The sequence below is a fragment of the Clostridium sp. BJN0013 genome (genome assembly GCF_040939125.1).
In the GTDB taxonomy this organism is placed as follows: Bacteria; Bacillota; Clostridia; order Clostridiales; family Clostridiaceae; genus Clostridium_B.
Map to the genome: position 1 here is coordinate 3,765,133 of NZ_CP162495.1, position 21,158 is coordinate 3,786,290.

Sequence of the window (21,158 nt, forward strand, 5' to 3'; positions counted from 1 at the left end):
TCTATTCTATCTTAAATCAATTTACAATTCTACCTTTCACAAACTACATTAATGTAAAAATAACTTTTACTATACTTTATCAGTACATAATAGTATTATAGTGTTATTAAAAACATATGAGGTAAAACTATGGATAAATTAAATTTTAAAGATTTTCAATTAAGTAATACTATATTAGAATCATTACAAAAACTTGGATATAATTCTCCCTCTGAAGTTCAAGAAAAAGTTATACCCCTAATTTTAAAAAATAAAGACATTATAGTGAAATCGCAAACAGGCAGTGGAAAAACCGCAGCTTTTGCAATACCAATCTGTGAAAAAATAGAAATAGAAGAGAAAAATCCACAGGCATTGGTGCTTACTCCTACAAGAGAACTTGCCCTTCAGATTAAAGAAGATTTTTCATACATTGGAAGGTTAAAAAAGATAAACTGTACTGCTGTATTCGGCAAGGAACCTATAAGCCTTCAAATAAAAAAACTAAAACAGAGAGTTCATGTGGTAACTGGAACCCCAGGAAGAATTTTGGATCATATAGAAAGAAATACTTTAGTCCTTGAAAAAATAAAATATTTAGTTATAGATGAAGCAGATGAAATGCTAAGTAGAGGATTTATGGAACAGGTGGAATCCGTTATAGGCAGTCTTCCTAAGAATAGAACTACTCTTCTCTTTTCTGCAACTATCCCTGATGAAATACTAAAATTATGCAATGTGTATATGGAAAATCCACTCAACATAGAGGTTCAGTGTGAAAGCTCAGTAAAAGACAGAATAACACAAGTTTATTACAAGACAGAAGCTCCTTGTAAATTTTCTCTGTTAAATAAAATAATATACACTGAAAGACCTGAAAGTTCCATGATATTCTGCAGAACTAAGAAGAATGTAGATGATTTAGTTCTACAGATGAAAGCTAAAAAGTATTCCTGTGAGGCTCTTCATGGAGGAATGCTTCAAAATGAAAGAATTGATAAAATCCAGAGCTTTAAAAGAGGGGAATTTACTTTTCTTATATGTACAGATATAGCTGCCAGAGGAATTGATGTGGAAAATATAACCCATATAATAAATTATGATATACCTGTAGAAAGAGAAAACTATATTCATAGAATAGGACGGACAGGACGTTTTACAAGTGATGGAACTGCCATAACTTTTGTTACCCCTAAAGAATATCCCTATTTTAAAAAATTAGAAGAATATTTTCATATTACTATTAAAGAAGGCAGGATTCCCTCTTTAGAAGAAGTTGAAACAGGAAAAAAGCTATTTTATGAAAAACTTAAATCTACACCTAAACGGAAAGAAGACAAAGCAACAAAATTAAACAGAGATATTACAAAAATATATATAAGTGCAGGTAAAAAGAAAAAAATACGACCTGGAGATGTAGTAGGTACTATTTCAAATATTCCCGGGGTAAATCCCGAAGACATTGGAATAATAGACATAAAAGATAATTTCTCCTACGTGGATATACTTTTTGGCAAGGCCGATATAGTTCTTGAAGGACTTCAACATAAAACCATAAAGGGTAAAACAATACGAGCTGAAAAGGCTCAAAAGTAGAAAAAATCAGGTGTATTTGGTATACCTGATTTTTACCTTTTATCTCTTTCTCCAAAATACTGGTAATAATAGCATTTTAACCTTCCATTATAAAGTTTTCTATTCTTATGAGATTTCCTTCCAAAGTATTTTTCAAATTCAGTGTGAGCTGTTATTATAAAGTAAGACCAATTTCCAAGTCTTGAAAATACCTCTCCCATATCTTTATATAAATTTTCCACTTCTTTTTTTTCTCCAAGTCTCTCTCCATAGGGAGGATTGCTTATTATAAACCCATACTTCTTACTAGAACTAAACTTTTGTAGGGGCATTTTTTGAAAAGCAATATAATCTTCCACTCCTGCTTTTTTTGCATTGGCTCTGGCAGTTTTAACCACCCTTCCATCTATATCTGAAGCAAGAATTCTAAAATTATTACTGTTAATAGAATTCTGGGCGTGTTTTCTCAAATCTTGCCATAAACTATGAGGAATTATACCCCATTTTTCCGAAACAAAACTTCTATTTAATCCTGGAGCCATATTTTTTGCTATTAATGCAGCCTCAATGGCAATGGTACCTGAACCGCACATGGGATCTGCAAGTATTTGTGAAGGCTTCCATTTGCTTAAAAGCACCAGAGCCGCAGCCAGTGTTTCCTTTATAGGTGCTCCCCCAGAATTTTCTCTATATCCTCTTTTATGAAGTGCTTCCCCTGAAGTATCTAAAGTCAAAGTTACTCTATCTTTAAGTATACCCACTTCTATTTTATATTCCACTCCAGTTTCATGAAATCTTTCTCTGTGATATTTTCTTTTCATAGCTTCAACAACAGCTTTTTTAACTATGGATTGACAATCTGGCACACTATGTAATTTAGATTTTATAGATTTACCTGTTACATGCATAAATGCATCTTCAGGCATGATATTTCCCCACTCTACAGAAAGTGTGCCTTGAAAAAGTTCTTCGAAACTTTCTGCCTTAAATTCTGCCATTTTTATAAGTACTCTATCTGCCGTCCTAAGCCATAAATTACAAGTAACTATATCCATTTCATCTCCACGAAAAGTAACCTTTCCATTTTCAAGTCTCAAATTATCATATCCAAGTTCTTTAAGTTCTCCAGCCACCACAGCTTCCAATCCAAAAGTGGAGGTGGCAATCAATGTATATTCCATATTTTTCTCCTTAAATCATTCAGTTTTACTTGATACTTATAATATAATTAAATTATAAAATATAGTATAAATATATTAACATTTTTTAAAACATCCAACAAATTATTTTTAAATTAAGTTATTGACTATTACATCATTATATTGTAATATATAAATATAACGATGAATAAATTCCATGGAAAAGAGGTACGTTATGGACAGTAATTATATGAAATATACGGAAGTATCAGAAATCCTTAAAGTGATGGCTCATCCCATTAGATTATGTATAATTAAGGGATTACTTGAAACAGGAAGCTGCAACGTAAGTCATATGCAGCAGTGCCTGAATATACCTCAATCTACACTATCCCAGCATCTTCAGAAATTAAAAGCTGCTGGAATTATAAAAGGTATGAGAAATGGGGTAGAAATTAATTATAAAGTCTGCAATGAACTAGTTATTGACTTAATTAATGCTTTGTTTAAATAACTTATAATTAATCGCCAAGATTATGGAGGGAGGAATTTTCATGAGAAAAAAAATATTGATTGTAGGTGGAGTAGCAGGCGGAGCTTCCACAGCCACAAGACTTAGAAGACTAGATGAAAATGCAGAAATAATTATGTTTGAAATGGATGAATATATATCCTTTGCAAATTGCGGTCTTCCCTACTACATAGGAAATACTATTAAAGATAGAGAAAGACTGCTGGTTGAAACACCGGAAGGTATGAAAGGTAAGTTTAATATAGATGCCAGAATCAATAGTGAAGTCATCGGTATAGATGTCAACAAAAACACAGTAAAGGTAAAAAGCAAAGACCTTAGAACCTATGAAGAAAGTTATGATTACCTGGTATTATCCCCTGGTGGAAAAGCCATCAGACCAAATATTGAAGGGATAAACAGTAAAAGGATTTTAACCTTGAGAAATATACCAGATACAGATAACATAAAATCCCTTGTAGATAGGGAAAATATTCAAAATGCAGCCATTATAGGCGGCGGTTTTATTGGCATTGAAATGGCAGAAAATTTAAAAGAAAGAGGTCTTGACGTAACTTTAATTGAAGCTGCACCTCATATTTTAGCACCTTTTGATTCAGATATGGTGACTGCTCTTGAAAAAGAGTTGGAGGACAATGGCGTAAATATAATTTTAAATGATGGAGTTAAATCTTTTAAAGACAATGAAGGAAATGTGGAAATAACCCTTGGCAGCAATACAAAGGTTACTACGGATTTAGTTATACTCGCCATAGGTGTGGCACCTAATACAAATTTTATAAAAGACAGTGGAATAAACCTGGGAATTAAAGGACATATATTGGTCAACAATAAAATGCAGACAAATATTAAAAATATTTATGCTGTGGGAGATGCCATAGAAGTAGTAGATTTCATAAATGGTAATAATACTGCAATTGCACTGGCAGGTCCTGCCAATAAGCAGGGAAGAATAGCAGCAGACAATATATGTGGAGTAGATTCTACCTACGATGGAACCCAAGGTACTGCAATAATTAAAGTATTCAGTTTAGCTGGGGCAAGTACAGGAAATAATGAAAGAACTTTAAAAAAATTTAACATTCCATATAAAGTTATATATGTTCACCCAACATCCCACGCATCCTATTACCCTGATGCACTTCCGTTATCTTTAAAACTCATCTTTAATCAGGAAGGTAAAATTTTAGGTGCACAAAGTACAGGTTATGATGGTGTGGATAAAAGAATTGACATTATTGCCACAGCCATTCGCCTTGGGGGTACAGTAAAGGATTTGACCAAACTTGAACTAAGTTATTCTCCTCCATTTTCATCCGCAAAAGATCCTGTGAATATGGCAGGCTTTGTGGCAGAAAATGTTTTATCCGGGAAAGTAGAAATTATAACTCCAGAAGAATTTTTAAATTATAACAAAGAAAATATCCTTATTTTAGATGTACATGCAAAAATAGAATTTGACAACCAGCACATTGAAGGTGCCTTAAATATTCCTTTAGATGAACTAAGAAACAGACTGGAAGAACTAGATAAAAATAAAGAAATCATAGCCTATTGTAAGGTGGGTTTAAGAAGTTATACTGCAGCTAGAATACTTTCTCAACATGGATACAAAGTTAAAATTCTAACAGGGGGATATAAAAGTTATGAATTATTAAATTTCAAACCTAAAAAATTTGATGATACCAAAGTTTCACCAGAAAAAAAATCAAATTTCAATAATCAGACTATAGGTTTAAAATTTGATTCAGAGGAACCTTCTTATAACAAAAGTGTAAATGCCTGCGGTCTTTCCTGCCCGGGACCTCTTATGCAGACAAAATCCTCTATTGATGATTTAGAACAGGGAGAAATTCTTAAAGTAACTGCTTCTGATCCAGGCTTTTATGAAGATATTAAGGCATGGTGCAGGAGAACTGATAATGACCTTATTAGTTTGAGCAAAAATAATTGCAATGTAACGGCTTTTATAAAAAAAAACAATGAACTAAATTCGAAAAATGCTAAAATCCGTAAAATATCATATAATGATAATAAAACTATTGTGGTATTCAGCGGTGATTTAGATAAGGCACTAGCCTCTTTTATAATTGCCAATGGAGCTGCTTCAATGGGTAAAAAAGTTACAATGTTTTTTACCTTCTGGGGACTAAATATATTAAGAAAACCTGAAAAAGTACCTGTAAAAAAACAATTCATGGATTCTATGTTTGGAAAAATGATGCCCCGTGGAAGCAAAAAATTGAAATTGTCCAATATGAATATGTTAGGAATGGGTACAAAAATGATGAGAAAAGTTATGAAGAATAAAAATATAAGTTCCCTGGAAGATTTAATAAAATCTGCCATAGACGGTGGTATTGAAATAGTAGCCTGTCAAATGTCCATGGATGTCATGGGACTTAAAAAGGAAGAACTCATTGAGGGAGTTAAACTAGGCGGAGTAGGCTACTATCTGGGTGAAGCAGAAGACTCAAATGTAAACTTGTTTATTTAAAATTGTGTAAAAAATTCAAGTATTGAATTTAAAATTCAATACTTGAATTTTTTTAAGATCTAAGATTTTTTATACTGCAGAGCCGCTCTGCCTTCATCACCGGTACTTATACGTATAACATTTTCCACGTTATATACAAATATCTTTCCATCACCTATTTCTCCAGTATGAAGTACTTTTTTGGCAGTTTCAACCACAAGATCCACTGGTACTTCGCAAACAACTACCTCTACTTTTACTTTAGGTATAAGATTAATATCCATAGCCAAACCTCGATAGTATTCCTTATGACCTTTCTGCATACCGCAGCCTGAAACATTGGTAACAGTCATACCTGTGATGCCGATATCATCTAGTGCTTTTTTTAATTCCTCAAATCTGTCTTTAGAAGTAATAATATCTACTTTAGTAAGCTTATCACTCATTATTTTACCTCCTTATTAAACACATATTTCAATATCCTGAAATGACGTAAAAATATCCTATACAAATTTATATTATTCTATTCATCAATAAATATACAGATAGGGTCTATCTTTAAACTCCTATTCCTCCATAAGCCTCTTCACCGTGTTCTGTAACATCAAGACCTGTCTGTTCGTCTTTTTCAGTTGCTCTCATACTGCTTACTGCATTAATTACTTTAATTATAATAAATGTAACTACTGCTGCGTATATAACTGTAGCTAAAATAGCTATAAGCTGAATTCCAACCAACTTTGGATTTCCATGTATCAATCCATTTGATCCAGCTGAATTTATCGCTGTCCATGCAAATATTCCCGTAGCGATTCCTCCCCATATTCCTCCTACGCCGTGGCATCCAAAAGCATCTAGTGCATCATCATATCCTAATTTGGATTTAACAAAAGTAATTGAAATATAACATATGGCTCCGCCTATTAGACCAATAATCAATGAAGCCAAAGGACTTACAAATCCTGCACCTGGAGTTATAGCTACAAGACCTGCTACTATTCCACTGGCAACTCCAAGAGAAGTTACTTTCTTTCTATATATATATTCACAAATAGCCCAACTTACAGCTGAAGCCGCTGCGGAGGTATTTGTAGTAACAAACGCATTTACTGCTACACCATTTACGCCAAGACCACTTCCAGCATTAAATCCATACCAGCCAAACCAGAGAAGTGCAGCTCCAAGACAAGTTAAAGGAAGATTACTAGGTTTGCCTACATTCTTTCTTTTACCCAGCATCAATGCTGCCACAAGTCCTGATACACCTGAACTTATATGAACTACATTACCACCTGCAAAATCTAAAGCTCCAAGGTTCTTAAGCCAGCCGCCTGTTCCCCATACCCAATGGGCAATAGGATCATAAACAAAAGTTGTCCAAAGCAAAAGAAACGCGATCCAGTGCATAAATTTCATTCTCTCTGCAATAGATCCAGATATAAGTGCAGGAGTTATTATTGCAAACATAAGCTGAAACATCATAAATACTTGTTGAGGAATTGTACCTGCATAATCTGCATTTGGTGCAAATCCCACTCCTTTTAAACCTGCAAAATTAAAACCACCTATGAATCCACCAATATTGTTTCCAAAACACAGTGTATATCCTATAAGTATCCACTGTATGGATATTACTACCAGGGCTGAATAACTATGAAGAGTACTATTTAATGTATTCTTGCCTCTAACCATTCCTCCATAAAATAAAGCTAGTCCCGGAGTCATTATCATTACTAAAGCTGCACTAATAATGACAAATACAGTATCTGCTGCATTCACTCCACTCATAAAAATACCTCCTTAAAAATAAATTAATAAAAAAATTATAAGTTTTTTAAATATATTTTTTCTGCAACCTTTAAAAAACTTATTTATATAATACTAACTTTTATACAAATTATCAATAGAAATATTGAAATTTTATTAATTTATTATTTTATATATATGTATATTAATAATTGCAAATTTTAATGCATATATAGAAATTTAAGGGAGTATATTAAAATTGTTGTATTATACTTTAAATGATGAAATAAAAATACAATTTTATAATTTTGAATTTTTTGTGTTCATATTCCATAAGGTGAATACTGGATAAATAATGATTTGAAATATACTGTATTTAAAATTACCCTAATAAAATCATTTTCATAGTAATATATTCTATATTTTCATATATAAATAATTACTTTATTTTTCCATATATTGATTTCATTTAAAATAATATAGTTAAAAACACTTTTATACAATTTTTTGTAATGCAATAATATATTCACCATTTGACATATATATATATTAAAATATCAATTTTCTGCAATTTATATTATGATTTTATTATTATTTTTACGTATATATATGATAATTATCATATATATATTAACTTTTTATAAAAATATTTTTTTATTATAGTTAATATAAAATAAAATTTTTTTATAACCTATTTGTATTAAGAATGTTTATTTTCTTTTACGCACCATTTATCACAAAAATTTGCTTTTTTATTACACACAATTTTCCTGGAACCACAGGATGGGCAAATATTTCTATCCTGTTCATAATTTACTTCATATATATTACCACAATTAAAACATTTAAATTTACATAAATTAGTGGTATAGTTTCCTCCTTCTATTTTTATAGCATTTCCTTGAATTAAAGCAAGAGCCACTTTCTTTCGTGCACTGTCTATAATATTTTGAAAAGTTTGCCTTGACACTTTCATTCTTTCAGCACATTCTTGTTGATTTAATGATTCTATATCTTTAAGTCTTATTGCTTCAAGTTCCTCTAATTTTAAAGAAACTTCCTTTATTTCGCATTTAGGTCTTCCAATCGGTGTGAAACACGTATATTTTGGGAAAAATTCTATTCTTCTAAACTTTATAGGTCTTGGCATATTTTCTCTCCTTTATATTTAATACATAGTATTATCTCATTAAATAAGCATTTTACAAGGGATACAATTGAAATACTACAATAAATTTATTATAGTATTAAATTCATTAATAAATATCCTCCCACTACTATATTGGATAATGTTTGTTTATAGTAAAAAATAATACTACACCACAATATTTAATATTAAAAATAATAATTTATCAATGAGATGCTATTATATTAATTAATTCAGTTTATAATAAATAATATAATAAAAATAACTCTGATTTTCTGCAATCAAAAGCAGGACAACTATACCTGCCCTGCCATAAAACTCTATATTTTTAAAATTAAATGCTGTAACTACCTTAAGTTACTATGTACTCATATACATTTATACTTATAACATTTTACTTGTGAATGTGAAACTCCATCAATTATTTCTTTAAAGATATATCCTTTAAACTATCAATTATATTTTGAACGATAGGTTTAAAAATGTTCTCAAGACTTTCACTTATACTCTCATCTCCCTGTTCTGACAAACTGCTTATATCGCTTAACATAGGAAGTTCCCCTAAAAGTTTTAAATCCATATCTTTTAAAAATTTATCTGTACTTTCACCGTTAAAAAGTTTTATCTGTTTACCACAGTCTGGACAGGTTATATAACTCATGTTTTCAATAACCCCCAGTATGTTAATATTCATAGTTCTTACCATATTTACAGCTTTTGAAACTATCATAGATACTAAATCCTGTGGTACGGATATCATAACTATACCATCTATAGGCATAGATTGCATTACAGTAAGTGCTACATCTCCTGTTCCTGGAGGCATATCAATTATTAAATAATCCAGCTCCCCCCATATTACATCTGTCCATAATTGTTTAACTGCACCACCTATTACCGGCCCTCTCCATATGACCGGCTGGCTTTCATCTTCTAAAAGTAGATTTAATGATATAGCCTTTATTGCATCTTTTGTGTCTACAGGTACTATAAATTCCTCCGTAGTTTCAGCTCTTTTGCCTTTTAAACCCATTAAATTAGGAATACTTGGTCCTGTTATATCTGCATCTAAAATTCCTACACTATATCCCATCTTTTTCAACTGTTTAGCCACAAGCACAGAAATTGATGATTTTCCTACACCTCCTTTACCACTCATAATACCAATAAGTTTTTTTACCTTATTATAGGGATTAAAATCAATATCACAACTTTCCTTATCTTTGCTACATCCATCATTTGATGGACATGAACTACAATCTGACATAAAATCATCTCCTATATCTACATTGGCATTTGCCATTTTTATATTACGCCTATTTATTATTATTGTCAAACACATATCAAACTATAAGATTTATTGAAAGTATATTAAATATATTAATAGGTCTTATAATAGAATTAACCTATATAAGACCCTGTATTATATTTTTTGTATAATAGCATAACATACTCTAAAGTCTCAATTCAATATTTTTTACACATTTAAAAAATAAATATCTAGTAAATAGTTATTTAAATATCAAATACTTCATAAGGTTCAGGTGAAGTTTGCACAGAGGAATGCTTTTTTCCATCCGAACCTCAGAAGAACTTATAAAGGTGCACAGCAGTGCTTATCTCCCATTTTGAAGAATATGGGAGTATTAGCTAATTCCAGCGTTGGGATAAACTAATATACCTTATCAATATTATATCCATGTTCATTTAAGGATTTAATTATATCTTCTATATGATCATGTCCATTAGTCTCAACTGTTACTTCTAAGGCTACGTGTTTTAACCTATCAATAGCTTTAAACTGATTATGATCTAATTTTATTATATTTGCACACTTTTCTGCTAAAATTTTTGATATCTGTAAAAGCTGTCCTGGAGTATCCTTCAGTTTAACTGAAAAACAAAATATCCTTCCCCGTGAAACAAGTCCATGATTTAAAAGCGCCGACATTGTTACTACATCTATATTTCCACCACTTATTAAACAAACCACTTTTTTATTTTTAAATTTCAGCTTGCTTAATGCAGACAGTGACATCGCTCCTGTGGCTTCCGCCACAAGCTTATGCTTTTCCAAAAGAATATATACGTCCTCCATAAGTTCTTGATCACTTACTGTAACAATTTCATCTACATATTTTTTTATAACTTGAAATGTTAATTCCCCTGGATTTTTCACTGCTGCCCCATCTGCAATGGTATCAATATTTTCCGCACTGACCAGCTTTCCTGTATCAAAAGAACGCTTCATAGGATTAGCCCCTTCAGCCTGAACTCCTATTATTTTTATATTGGGATTAACGGACTTCGCAGCCACCGATATGCCACTTATCAAGCCTCCTCCACCTATTGGTACTACTATAGCATCCACATCCTTCAACTTTTCTATAATCTCAAGAGCTATTGTTCCCTGGCCTGCCATTACATCCAAATCATCAAAAGGATGTATAAAAGTATATCCTTTTTCTTTCTCAAGTCTCTTAGCTTCTTCATAGGCCTCATCATAAACTTTTCCTTTAAGTACTACTTGCGCTCCATAATTTTTAGTGGCCTGCACTTTAATAAGTGGTGTAGTTTCAGGCATGACAATTGTAGCTTCAATTCCAAGTTTGTTTGCAGCATAAGCAACTCCCTGGGCATGATTTCCTGCTGAAGAAGCAATCAATCCCTTCTTTTTATTATCCTCACTTAATTTAGAAATTTTATTTAGAGCACCTCTTAATTTAAACGCCCCAGTTATCTGTAAATTTTCTGGCTTTATATATACCTGATTTCCACTTTCCAAACTATATTCCGAGCTATATATTAATTCCGTATTTATACATATGTCCTTTATTCTTTTTCTAGCTTCCAATACATCTTCTAAAGTTAAATGTGCTTCTTTTGTTTCTAAAGTTAACATTTCTTTCATAATTTTAAGTCTCCCCTCTAATTATTCGTATTAAAAGATTATATTTTTATAAATAAAAAAATCTTTCATACTCATAAACACTTTACATATGCTTATAAGGACGAAAGATTAACATTCCGTGATACCACCTTATTTGCAATTAGATACTCTAACTGCCACTCATTTTTCAGGTCAGTTTCAAACAATTAAATATATATTATCCACTATAACCCTAACCAAGTACCGCTGGTAGACGTCCTCGTTTACTAGACAAAAGTCTTTCTACTCGGAAACTCCGGAGTGATTATTATATATTTATATTAACACCAACTTTCACCATCCGTCGGCTCTCTGAAGTTAATACGTTAAATATTTTTCTCTCCATCTTAGTTTTTTACTTTTACTTAATTATATAATCTTGTAAAAAAGTATATTATTTTTATTGAAAAATGTCAATATAAAATTAATAAAATTTTCTCAATTGTTTAACTAAAAATACGGCTAAAATAGCGGGAATTATCTGACCTACCAAAAGACTAAATACTAAAACTATATATTTGATATGTAAAAGATAAGATAACCATATAGGTACCCCAAATCCAGGTATAAAAATAATAGGTAATGCAATAAACCAATCATTAAATTTATACTTACTTATTAAATATACTAAAAGTGAAGTTATGATACCTACAATTGCCCCTCCCAGCATATCAGGAAGTCCAAGGCCTCCCATTAAAGTATTGCTGATAAGATTACTCAATCCCATAGGCAAAATAAGAAATGGAAAAATGGCAGACAAACCATATAAAGATGTAGCTATCCTTATCTGAAATTGCATAAAAGCAAAGCTTTGGGTAAAATACATAACCACCACATATATTGCTATAACAATGCCAGAGATAGCAATTTTATTTATTTTTGACAGAGATTTTTTATTTCTGAAAATATCTTTCTTTTCATATTGCATTTACTTCTCTCCTCGTATAATATAGTTGTACCAATCAATAGAGATTAGATCATCTCTACTAACGGATATTTATAAATATAAATTAATTATTGTTCGTACATCTCAAGTTCCGTTCTGGAAATTGCAATATCCTTTAGTAAGTCTAAAAATAATAAGAGTGTATCTTCCACAAGGGTAACTTGATTAATAGTTAAATCATTGTATAATATCTTCTGAATAGAGGTTAGATGTATTCCTCCTGGGAGGACTCCTTCGGAGTTCCTATACCCGTGAAAAAGCGTATCATTCCATCAGTGAGATTAGATGTTTAGCTGGTTGAGTTTCTTCCCTTGCGGAAGAATTACTCGTGTCACAAACGAGGTTGTTAGCTCACTGTTAGGTATGGATACTCTGTTCTATCTTCAAAAATATATGAAAAGGAGATATTTACAATGTCAAAATTTTTTAATTTACCTGTAGTAGGTATCGATGTTTCTGCTGATTATTCTATGGTTGCAATACTAGCCCCTGATGGAGCAGTTTATAGAAAGGCTTTCAAGATAATGCACACTTCTGATGGTTTCTCTTATCTTCTCAAAGAAATGAGAAAAGTGGAAAAAGAGTTCTCCATGAAACCATCACTTTTCATGGAATCAACTGGTGTTTACCATTTAACTCTTTTCCACTTCCTAAAGAATAACGAATTAGAAACTTTCGTTATAAATCCTCTTATTACTAATAGTAACAAAAATTTAGGAATAAGAAAAGTGAAAAATGATAAAATGGATGCCTTAACTATTGCAAACATAGCAAAATTTCAAAATATAAAAATGTCTGATTATTTAGATATCCCAATATTTGCTGTAAGATCACTTTGTCGTGATTACTACAGCCTTATAGATAACCGTTCCCAGTTCAAGAAAAAGTTATCTTCTGATCTTAGAACGTTTTTTCCTGGATATCATAATGTTTTTTCTGACGTAGCTGGTGTTACTTCATTAGCAGTTTTAAGTAAATTTTCATCCCCTAAAGCAATTGTTGATGCACCAAAAGATGATTTAATTGCTTTACTAAAGGAAAATTCTTGTAAATCAATTGACTGGTGTACAAACACATATAACAAACTTTTAAACGCTGCACTAAGTGCTGTACAAATAGGAATAACCAATAATTCCTTTAAAGTAACTATAGGCATAAATATAAAGCTTTTAAACATCATTAATGAACAAATTGAAACTCTAGTAAATGAAATAGAATCAGCAGTTAAAAATGACTCAACACCTGCTTCATTTAAGAACAACATAGCATTGCTTCTTTCTTTCAAAGGTATAGGCTTTATTACAGCTGTAACCATAATGAGTGAAATAGGCGATCCTACAAGGTTCAAGCATCCAAAAGAAATGGTTGCTTTCTTTGGAATTGACCCTTCAGTTAGTCAATCCGGGAAATTTAATAGTGACCAAAATAAAATGTCCAAGCGTGGTACACGCTTTGGTAGAAGAGCACTTTATGCTGCTGCTCTTGCATCAATAAGAAAATCCAAAACTGGTAAACCAATTAACAGTGTTCTTTACCAGTATCGCAATAAAAACTTAAATGGTAAGAAGAAGAAAGTTGCTCTTTGTGCAATTATGCACAAACTTGTAAAGTACATATTTGCAGTTCTTAGAGATCAAAAGCCTTATGAAATTCGTGAACCAAAACTGCACAACCAAATGTATGTTACTAATTTTTCAAGATCAGTTTCTTAACCACTTAGACAAATTAATTATGGTCCAAATTGGATAAATTATTTCCAATTTAGTTTTAGTAAAAATTTGCCATAGTTCGTATTTTTTTATGGTTTGTTTGCCATGCTCTTTTTTGCTCTTAAATTTAGTAAATAAATTTTTTAAATTAACTATTGACTTTTACTAGCTGGTCTTTATATTTTATTGGGTCTTTATAGCCAGCCTCTTTAAAAGCTTTTAATCTTAACCTACAACTATCACAAATACCACAGGCAAATTCTTCTCCATTGTAGCATGTCCATGTTTTTTCATATTTTACTCCTAAATCCATACCTATTTTAATCTCCTCTGATTTTGTTTTATACAGAAATGGAGCATGTATTTTTATATATTTTTTATACTCTACAGCACACACAGTTCCTAAATTTATTGTTTTTTCCATGGAATCAATAAATTCATGTCTGCAATCTACATATCCTGAATAATCCACCTCGCTTACTCCTATAAAAATATCATAGGCTCCTATTGTCTCTGCATAAGAAGCTGCATAAGATAAAAATATCATATTCCTTGCGGGTACATAGGTAACAGGTATTTTCTCATTTTCTTCATTAAATTCAGGTACCTTTATAGAATCATCTGTAAGTGCAGAGCCCCCCCAAGCATTCATATTTGTAGTAACCAGGACAAAATCTGCTGCACCTGCACCACTGGCAATATCCTTTGCACACTGAATTTCCTTCTTATGTCTCTGACCATAATCAAAACTCATGGCATAAACTTCGTACCCCTGACTTTTAGCTAAATATAAAACTGTAGTAGAGTCAAGTCCGCCAGACAGTAAAACCACTGCTTTTTTCATTTCAAATCCATCCTTTCAGCATAATAACAACAACCTATAGCCCCATTAAATTGAGATTCTTTTAAAACTATTATTTTTTCATAATCATTTTTTAAATAGTTGTATATAGCCTGATTTTTAGCCACTCCACCGGACAATACAAGACTTTGTCCCTGAAATCTATTTAAAAAAGGCTTAATTCTTTTGTAAAGTGAATAGTTAACCCCTGCACAAAGTCTTTCAATTGCAATTCCCTCTGCTACTTTTCCAATTAATTCTGATTCAGAAAAAACTGCACAGGTAGAATTTAATTCCACAGGATCTTTATAAAATTTACACAAATCCTCTAAAGAAATTTCCAGCATATTGGCCATATTTTCAAGATATCTTCCGCTCGATGCTGCACATTTTTCATTAAGTTCCAGGTCCGTTATCAATCCTTTTTCCACTCTTACCACTTTAACATCCTGTCCTCCTATATCTAGAAGTATAAAATTTTTTAATTCTGTTTGAAAAATTGCCCCGTAAACATGGGCCTTTATCTCATTTATGGACTTGAATAATTTTAAATCTGTGTTATTTCGCCCGTAACCCGTTGAAACTGCAGAATCAATATGTTTGATATTTAACCTTTCAAGATTGACTATCATCTTTCCATCATAACTGCAAAAATCCCTATAAAAAATCATAGTACTAATTTTATCTTTAAATACAATATGTCCATTTTCCATTACCACTATTTTTACTTCTCTGCTGCCTAAATCCATACCTAACCTTCTCAAAACTTTATTCCTCTTTTCCATTCATAACAATTAAATCTTCAAGCATATCCAGAAATGCCTCTAATCTTATTTTAGTTCTGGCATCTAAAAAATTAAGTTTATCCCCTTCTATAGTTAATATAGGTATATTGATTTCATTTTTTATAACTATATCCTCAATTTGTCTATGACAAAATGCCTGGGTATAATGGATCAAAGCATCTATCTTTCTCTCTTTAATTTGCTTTTTTATTTCACTGAGTCTAAATTTTATATCATAGGGATAAGTGTAATCATAGTATTGTTCATAAATATCCTTAGCCCCCATAGCTCTTGAAAATGCGAATTCTCTCTGAACCTCATTATAAACAAAGCGTGCATTAAATTTTTCAACATAATCATATATATCACAGGGCATAGGGGGTACTCCTATAAAGCCGAGTCTTAATTTCTGAGTAAAGGGTTTTCTTTTTTTTATCTCTTCCAATTTATTTTTTATATCCCCCTCAAATTTACAAATATCGCTGTTAAAATCACTGGCACTTACCTGATAAAGATGATTTTCAAAACCCGAAACCTTGTTTTCTTTATAAGTCAATTCATCCAAGTATTTGATAAGGTATCTTATCTTATTCACTTTCTTTCTCACTCTTTCAACTTCACTATAGGAAACATTAAAAATGTTCATAAATTTATCAATAGATGCCTTAATATCACAAATATCATGACTTTGTGGAAATGCAAATGAATATATTTTTATACCTTTCATATCCAGTATGCCCTCTAAAGCCTTAGTATTAGAACAATCACCTTCAGTGACTCCTACAATTTCACTAATCTTTTTATCCATACATACTCCAAAAATTCCTTTTTGCCATGCACAGCAACTTTTAGGAAAACCTTGTCTTTCTGCTATATCAATAAATTTTCCATAATCTTTTGAAGTAACGAAAATATTATTTAAGTCAACTACTTTATATCCTGCAGCTATCAAAACTTCATAAGGAACAGTAGTAGTTATTCCTATAGTTTTATCTCCCATTTATTTCACCTTATCCTTAATTTTAATCAAGTGATTCTTAGATTCAGTTAGAGTTTACTCATGAGAAATGCTTTCCTCCAATTTGAACCCTAGAAGAACTTATCCAGAGGCGCAGTAGCGCTTATACCCTCACTTTTGAAGAAGCTGGAGGTATCAGCTAACTGTCACCTTCGGATAAATTAACTTTAAATATTCACATAACATAAAAAGGCAGAAACAATCCCGCCTTTTAATCACAAAATAAACTATATAATTATACAGTTTCCCCCTAGTTTTGTTTATAGACAGGATGGTTTCGAACTGTCATTTATGTAATTTTAAATATTATTATATTCTATAAAGTGGCTAAAATCAAGGGTTTTATAGTGAATATAATTTTTTATTTCTTGTTAAATGCTACCAAATCTTATTAAAATTCGTATTTTACGTTTGCAAATATGTTAGCAAATATGGATTTTACAAGTGATCTTACAAATAATAATTTTGCTAGTAATTATGTAGTAGAAAGGAAATGATAATATGAGCCAAGGAATAGTTTCACTTTTTACACCTATAATAGTCATTGTCTTAGCTATGATTACAAAGAGAATAATAGCTGCACTTATTGTAGGAATTTTAGCTAGTAGCATATTACTTGCAGGAGGAAATATAATTAATGGATGTATTTTAGCTACAGAACATTTAGTTAACGCAACTGCAAATAAAGAAAATGTTTATATAATAATGTTTCTATTTCTATTACGATGAACTACTCAATAATTACAGTGTTGACATGGGGCGTGGTGCCAAGGATCCCATCATGCTGTTTAAATACCTTATATTGAAGACAACCTATGAACTTTCCGATGAAGACGTAGTTGAAAGAACACTTTATGACATGTCATTTAAATACTTTCTGAATCTTGCACCTGAGGAAGTTGATCTGATTCATCCAAGTACATTAACAAAATTTAGAAAGCTACGCTTGAAAGATACGAATATGCTTGATTTATTAATCAAGAAAACAGTTGAAATTGCAATTGCTAAGGGAGTTTTAGCCAGTAGAACTCTTATAGTTGATTCCACACATACCAAAGCAAGATATAACCAGAAGTCTGCTCAGGAAGTGCTATTGGAACGGGCAAAGTCTTTGAGGAAGGAAATCTACGCAGTTAACAGTGAGATAAAAGAAAAGTTTCCTCAAAAGGTTACAGGTGATAAGATTAAAGATATTATAAGATACTGCCAAGATTTAATCAATGTTGTTGAACCTACACCTGAGCTTGTGATATATGAGAAGATTAAAGAACGACTCAATTATTTAAACGAGGCCATCGAAGATGACCTGGAGCAGTTAGCGCTTTCAAAGGATGAAGATGCCCGAGTAGGGCATAAGACAGCCGATTCTTCATTTTTTGGGTACAAAACACACATTGCAATGAGTGAAGAACGCATAATTACAGGAGCTACTATTACTACCGGAGAAAAATCCGATGGTAAAGAACTTCAAGAGTTAATTGAAAAAAGTCAAAACGCAGGCATGACAGTTGATGAGATAATTGGTGATACTGCTTATTCGGAAAAAGGAAATTTAGAGTATGCCAAAGAAAATCAAATCAAGTTGATTTCAAAACTTAATCCAATAATTTCATGTGGATCTCGTACGAAAGAGGAAGAATTCCAATTCAACAAGGATGCTGGAATGTTTATTTGCCCTGCCGGTCATATAGCCATAAGAAAAGCCCGTCAGGGTAAGAAAAATCATAATAAAAATCAAGTTACTACATACTATTTTGATGTTAATAAATGCAAATGCTGTTCTCGAGGAGAAGGATGTTACAAAGAAGGTTGCAAGTCCAAGACCTATTCTGTATCTATAAAGTCTGATATTCATAAAGATCAAATGGCTTTTCAAGAAACAGAATACTTTAAGGAACGAGCAAGACAACGATATATGATTGAAGCTAAGAACAGTGAACTTAAACACCAGCACGGCTATGATATGGCATTATCGTCGGGCTTAATTAACATGCAAATGCAAGGTGCACTTACAATATTTACTGTTAATATCAAGAGAATCATAAAGCTCCTAACGGAGCAATAAGCTTTAAGTAACACATTAATGAGAGAAGAGCACGAAATATTTCAGAAAGAAATGAAATACTCCGTGCTCTTTTTACTGCTTAAATCAATCTTTAGGAAAAAAGCGAAGCTTTTTCAGTGGCCTCGTAATACCTAGGGGCTTTTTCATTTCAGAAGCCATCTTTGCCAGAAATTTGTTTTCAGATATACCTATGGAACAATCCAGACCTAGCTCACGATTAATATGTCTCATAATATGCTTTGCTGATTGATATGGTCTTCCAAATATTCTTTCACAACCCGTCATGTCAAGCCATGCTTCATCAATACTATTTTGTTCAATAACAGGAGTATATTCAGATAGTATATCCATAACCTCTTTGGATTTCTGTTTATAAAAATAATGATCAGGAGGAATAATTATCATATTTGGACAAAGTTTTAACGCCCTATGTAAAACCATAGTTGTTTTAACTCCAAATTTTCGTGCCTCATAATTTGCAGTTAGAATAATACCTGACCGATTTTTTGGTTCTCCTGCTACGGCAGCAGGTTTTCCAATAATTTCAGGATGTCTTGTTGATTCACGACTTATGAAAAAAGCATTCATGTCTACAAGAAAAATTATTCTATGCATAACTACACCTACTTATTCTAAAGATCAATTTTACTGATTATCCCAAATTAATATAATTACCCTAATTTATCACCTTTTTCAACAGGCTGCTGGGGTTGAATCATCACAACTCCTTGCTTGGAATAAGTTCCTAGTACCAATACCTCTGACATAAAATCTGCAATTTGTCTTGGTGGAAAATTTACTACTCCTAAAACTTGCCTACCTATAAGCTCTTCTTTTTTATAACATTCAGTAATTTGAGCACTTGATTTTTTTATGCCAATTTCATCGCCAAAATCAATCCACAATTTGTAAGCAGATTTCCTTGCCTTTTCAAAAAATTTCACTTTAATAATTTCCCCTACTCTTATATCTATTTTCACAAAATCCTCAAAAGCAACCATAACAACACACTCCTAACGATATAATTAATATGTAACAGTATTCTAATTATAATTCTAATGATCTAGCATGTATTTTTCAATATGGTTCTTTTCTTACTTATAAGCCGTAATTTAACCCATTGTGCTAGTTGAATTGACTAGCAACATTATACAAATAGAAAACTCCAGCAATTTATGTTACCGTATCATTAAAAAATGAGCAAAAATTCTAATGATGGGGGGAACATATATGCTAGAGTTCAAAAAATATTATACTATAGAAATAAATAATCTTAAAGACTTCATTACTGTTATATTCGAATAATTGATGATTTTTACTACAAAGTTACTCCAACACATATTAAAAATCGTAGAAATATTGATAAAGCAATTATGAGTGACAGTGAAATAATTACTCTGTCACTAGTTGGTGAACTTCTTTCTATTGATTCTGAGAAATCATGGTTCAGTTTTTGTACTAGAAATTTAGGTGATTTATTTCCCAAGTTTTGTACAAGAACAAGATTTCATAGGACAAGAAAATCTCTTTATGAGGTTATGGAGCAAATTCGTCAAGAACTAACCCGATTTCTTGACTATACCCAGGAACAATATAGGATAATTGACAGTATGCCAATTCCTGTTTGTAAATTTGGAAGAGCCCATTTTCATAAATCCTTTAAACCGAAGGCTGCCTACGGCAAATGTGTCTCCAAGAAAGAAACATATTATGAATTTAAGCTGCATACTCTAACAACATTTGATGGATATGTTACTGATTTTGTTCTGACTCCTGCCAATGTTGATGATAGAGCCGCAGTATGGGAATTAACTTATACTTTACCTTCATCAACTATAATAGGGAATAAAGGATATATGGGAAATAAATTTGCTTTAGAATTAAAATCTGACAGAAATATCAACCTTGTTACAATAAAGAGAAAGAAAGATACAAATCAATTTCCAAAAGGATTCAGGCAATTAATATTTAAAGCAAGACGAAGAATTGAAACAACTTTTTCTCAATTATCCATTCATCAAAATATACAAAGAGTACTTGCCAAATCTATTTGGGGATCAATAAGTAGAATAACGAATAAAATTTTAGCTCACAATCTGTGCTATTTTATCAATAAAACACTAAATATTAATCCAAATATATCAAAAATCAAAGAATTGATATTTGGTTAAATTTTCTTAAATATATAAATATATATTCTAGAATTTTTAGGAATACTATACTATTTTATTATAGATTATATATCCTGGTTATGAAAATTCATCTTTTAGC

Annotated in this window: 16 protein-coding genes, 3 pseudogenes and 1 other annotated feature; of the genes and pseudogenes, 7 read left to right on the forward strand and 12 right to left on the reverse strand. The window is 31.5% G+C overall.

Features of this window, described 5'->3' with window-relative positions; translation table 11 throughout:
- Nucleotides 1–129: 129 nt before the first annotated feature.
- Entirely contained in the window at nucleotides 130–1,575 is a 1,446-nt protein-coding gene (locus tag AB3K27_RS19420; protein ID WP_368488972.1) for a DEAD/DEAH box helicase, read from the forward strand.
- A 32-nt stretch (nucleotides 1,576–1,607) separates the two neighbouring features.
- Here AB3K27_RS19420 and AB3K27_RS19425 read toward each other — a convergent pair whose 3' ends face one another.
- The gene (locus AB3K27_RS19425) at nucleotides 1,608–2,735 is read right to left on the reverse strand and encodes a class I SAM-dependent RNA methyltransferase (RefSeq protein WP_368488973.1); all 1,128 of its coding nucleotides are present in this window, start codon (nucleotides 2,733–2,735) and stop codon (nucleotides 1,608–1,610) included.
- 193 nt (nucleotides 2,736–2,928) lie between these two features.
- On the opposite strand from AB3K27_RS19425, the gene AB3K27_RS19430 reads away from it, so the two are divergent.
- The gene (locus tag AB3K27_RS19430; protein WP_368488974.1) at nucleotides 2,929–3,207 is read left to right on the forward strand and encodes an ArsR/SmtB family transcription factor; all 279 of its coding nucleotides are present in this window, start codon (nucleotides 2,929–2,931) and stop codon (nucleotides 3,205–3,207) included.
- Between the two features lie 40 nt (nucleotides 3,208–3,247).
- Complete coding sequence (locus tag AB3K27_RS19435; protein WP_368488975.1) at nucleotides 3,248–5,722, forward strand: DsrE/DsrF/DrsH-like family protein; 2,475 nt, start codon at nucleotides 3,248–3,250, stop codon at nucleotides 5,720–5,722.
- Nucleotides 5,723–5,781: 59 nt separating this feature from the next.
- Here the strand turns inward: AB3K27_RS19435 and AB3K27_RS19440 are convergent, their stop codons facing one another.
- The 6 genes from AB3K27_RS19440 to AB3K27_RS19465 all read right to left on the reverse strand — a co-directional run bounded on the left by AB3K27_RS19440 (nucleotide 5,782) and on the right by AB3K27_RS19465 (nucleotide 12,451).
- Nucleotides 5,782–6,147: a P-II family nitrogen regulator gene (locus AB3K27_RS19440; protein WP_368488976.1), complete on the reverse strand. Its 366-nt coding sequence runs from the start codon at nucleotides 6,145–6,147 to the stop codon at nucleotides 5,782–5,784.
- 112 nt (nucleotides 6,148–6,259) lie between these two features.
- Nucleotides 6,260–7,489 (reverse strand): ammonium transporter, encoded by a 1,230-nt coding sequence (locus AB3K27_RS19445; protein WP_368488977.1) that lies wholly within the window; start codon nucleotides 7,487–7,489, stop codon nucleotides 6,260–6,262.
- 658 nt (nucleotides 7,490–8,147) lie between these two features.
- Nucleotides 8,148–8,597 carry a DUF134 domain-containing protein gene (locus tag AB3K27_RS19450; RefSeq protein WP_368488978.1) on the reverse strand — a complete coding sequence of 150 codons (450 nt, stop codon included), beginning with the start codon at nucleotides 8,595–8,597 and terminating at the stop codon, nucleotides 8,148–8,150.
- Nucleotides 8,598–9,015: 418 nt separating this feature from the next.
- Complete coding sequence (locus tag AB3K27_RS19455) at nucleotides 9,016–9,861, reverse strand: Mrp/NBP35 family ATP-binding protein (protein ID WP_368491291.1); 846 nt, start codon at nucleotides 9,859–9,861, stop codon at nucleotides 9,016–9,018.
- A gap of 405 nt (nucleotides 9,862–10,266) precedes the next feature.
- Nucleotides 10,267–11,505, reverse strand: a complete 1,239-nt coding sequence (ilvA, locus tag AB3K27_RS19460; RefSeq protein ID WP_368488979.1) for a threonine ammonia-lyase — start codon at nucleotides 11,503–11,505, stop codon at nucleotides 10,267–10,269.
- Between the two features lie 93 nt (nucleotides 11,506–11,598).
- Nucleotides 11,599–11,881 (reverse strand) — a binding site (T-box leader).
- A gap of 66 nt (nucleotides 11,882–11,947) precedes the next feature.
- Nucleotides 11,948–12,451, reverse strand: a complete 504-nt coding sequence (locus AB3K27_RS19465; RefSeq protein ID WP_368488980.1) for a QueT transporter family protein — start codon at nucleotides 12,449–12,451, stop codon at nucleotides 11,948–11,950.
- 431 nt (nucleotides 12,452–12,882) lie between these two features.
- Here AB3K27_RS19465 and AB3K27_RS19470 point away from each other — a divergent pair, with 431 nt between their 5' ends.
- Nucleotides 12,883–14,181 (forward strand): IS110 family transposase, encoded by a 1,299-nt coding sequence (locus AB3K27_RS19470; RefSeq protein WP_368487541.1) that lies wholly within the window; start codon nucleotides 12,883–12,885, stop codon nucleotides 14,179–14,181.
- A 145-nt stretch (nucleotides 14,182–14,326) separates the two neighbouring features.
- On the opposite strand, the gene queC is transcribed toward AB3K27_RS19470, so the two are convergent.
- Genes queC through AB3K27_RS19485 form a run of 3 tightly spaced genes read right to left on the reverse strand, consistent with a single transcriptional unit; the run spans nucleotide 14,327 to nucleotide 16,804 of the window.
- The gene (gene queC / locus AB3K27_RS19475; RefSeq protein ID WP_368488981.1) at nucleotides 14,327–15,022 is read right to left on the reverse strand and encodes a 7-cyano-7-deazaguanine synthase QueC; all 696 of its coding nucleotides are present in this window, start codon (nucleotides 15,020–15,022) and stop codon (nucleotides 14,327–14,329) included.
- Nucleotides 15,019–15,783, reverse strand: coding sequence for an acyl-CoA dehydratase activase (locus AB3K27_RS19480; RefSeq protein ID WP_368488982.1), 765 nt, complete (start codon nucleotides 15,781–15,783; stop codon nucleotides 15,019–15,021). The genes queC and AB3K27_RS19480 overlap by 4 nt, the downstream gene beginning before the upstream one ends.
- Before the next feature lie 4 nt (nucleotides 15,784–15,787).
- Complete coding sequence (locus tag AB3K27_RS19485; RefSeq protein WP_368488983.1) at nucleotides 15,788–16,804, reverse strand: 2-hydroxyacyl-CoA dehydratase family protein; 1,017 nt, start codon at nucleotides 16,802–16,804, stop codon at nucleotides 15,788–15,790.
- Nucleotides 16,805–17,323: 519 nt separating this feature from the next.
- Here AB3K27_RS19485 and AB3K27_RS19490 point away from each other — a divergent pair.
- Nucleotides 17,324–17,551, forward strand: coding sequence for a hypothetical protein (locus AB3K27_RS19490; protein ID WP_368491304.1), 228 nt, complete (start codon nucleotides 17,324–17,326; stop codon nucleotides 17,549–17,551).
- Nucleotides 17,514–18,887: pseudogene (locus AB3K27_RS19495) on the forward strand (IS1182 family transposase). Before AB3K27_RS19490 ends, AB3K27_RS19495 begins: the two are co-directional and overlap by 38 nt.
- A 93-nt stretch (nucleotides 18,888–18,980) precedes the next feature.
- On the opposite strand, the pseudogene AB3K27_RS19500 reads toward AB3K27_RS19495, so the two are convergent.
- Nucleotides 18,981–19,502 (reverse strand): annotated as a pseudogene (locus AB3K27_RS19500) (DNA polymerase IV); the annotation flags it as partial.
- Nucleotides 19,503–19,558: 56 nt separating this feature from the next.
- The gene (locus AB3K27_RS19505; protein ID WP_368488984.1) at nucleotides 19,559–19,888 is read right to left on the reverse strand and encodes a tRNA-binding protein; all 330 of its coding nucleotides are present in this window, start codon (nucleotides 19,886–19,888) and stop codon (nucleotides 19,559–19,561) included.
- 229 nt (nucleotides 19,889–20,117) lie between these two features.
- Between AB3K27_RS19505 and AB3K27_RS19510 the strand changes: the two are divergent.
- Nucleotides 20,118–21,058, forward strand: a pseudogene (locus AB3K27_RS19510) (IS982 family transposase).
- The last annotated feature ends 100 nt before the right edge of the window (nucleotides 21,059–21,158 follow it).

What these genes read in the sequence shown, in the direction of transcription:
- AB3K27_RS19450 (WP_368488978.1), bottom strand. Translation starts at nt 8,597, where the DNA reads ATGCCAAGACCTATAAAGTTTAGAAGAATAGAATTTTTCCCAAAATAT.
- AB3K27_RS19465 (WP_368488980.1), bottom strand. Translation starts at nt 12,451, where the DNA reads ATGCAATATGAAAAGAAAGATATTTTCAGAAATAAAAAATCTCTGTCA.
- queC (WP_368488981.1), bottom strand. Translation starts at nt 15,022, where the DNA reads ATGAAAAAAGCAGTGGTTTTACTGTCTGGCGGACTTGACTCTACTACA.
- AB3K27_RS19490 (WP_368491304.1), top strand. Translation starts at nt 17,324, where the DNA reads ATGAGCCAAGGAATAGTTTCACTTTTTACACCTATAATAGTCATTGTC.
- AB3K27_RS19470 (WP_368487541.1), top strand. Translation starts at nt 12,883, where the DNA reads ATGTCAAAATTTTTTAATTTACCTGTAGTAGGTATCGATGTTTCTGCT.
- AB3K27_RS19420 (WP_368488972.1), top strand. Translation starts at nt 130, where the DNA reads ATGGATAAATTAAATTTTAAAGATTTTCAATTAAGTAATACTATATTA.
- AB3K27_RS19445 (WP_368488977.1), bottom strand. Translation starts at nt 7,489, where the DNA reads ATGAGTGGAGTGAATGCAGCAGATACTGTATTTGTCATTATTAGTGCA.
- ilvA (WP_368488979.1), bottom strand. Translation starts at nt 11,505, where the DNA reads ATGAAAGAAATGTTAACTTTAGAAACAAAAGAAGCACATTTAACTTTA.
- AB3K27_RS19485 (WP_368488983.1), bottom strand. Translation starts at nt 16,804, where the DNA reads ATGGGAGATAAAACTATAGGAATAACTACTACTGTTCCTTATGAAGTT.
- AB3K27_RS19455 (WP_368491291.1), bottom strand. Translation starts at nt 9,861, where the DNA reads ATGTCAGATTGTAGTTCATGTCCATCAAATGATGGATGTAGCAAAGAT.
- AB3K27_RS19505 (WP_368488984.1), bottom strand. Translation starts at nt 19,888, where the DNA reads ATGGTTGCTTTTGAGGATTTTGTGAAAATAGATATAAGAGTAGGGGAA.
- AB3K27_RS19430 (WP_368488974.1), top strand. Translation starts at nt 2,929, where the DNA reads ATGGACAGTAATTATATGAAATATACGGAAGTATCAGAAATCCTTAAA.
- AB3K27_RS19425 (WP_368488973.1), bottom strand. Translation starts at nt 2,735, where the DNA reads ATGGAATATACATTGATTGCCACCTCCACTTTTGGATTGGAAGCTGTG.
- AB3K27_RS19435 (WP_368488975.1), top strand. Translation starts at nt 3,248, where the DNA reads ATGAGAAAAAAAATATTGATTGTAGGTGGAGTAGCAGGCGGAGCTTCC.
- AB3K27_RS19440 (WP_368488976.1), bottom strand. Translation starts at nt 6,147, where the DNA reads ATGAGTGATAAGCTTACTAAAGTAGATATTATTACTTCTAAAGACAGA.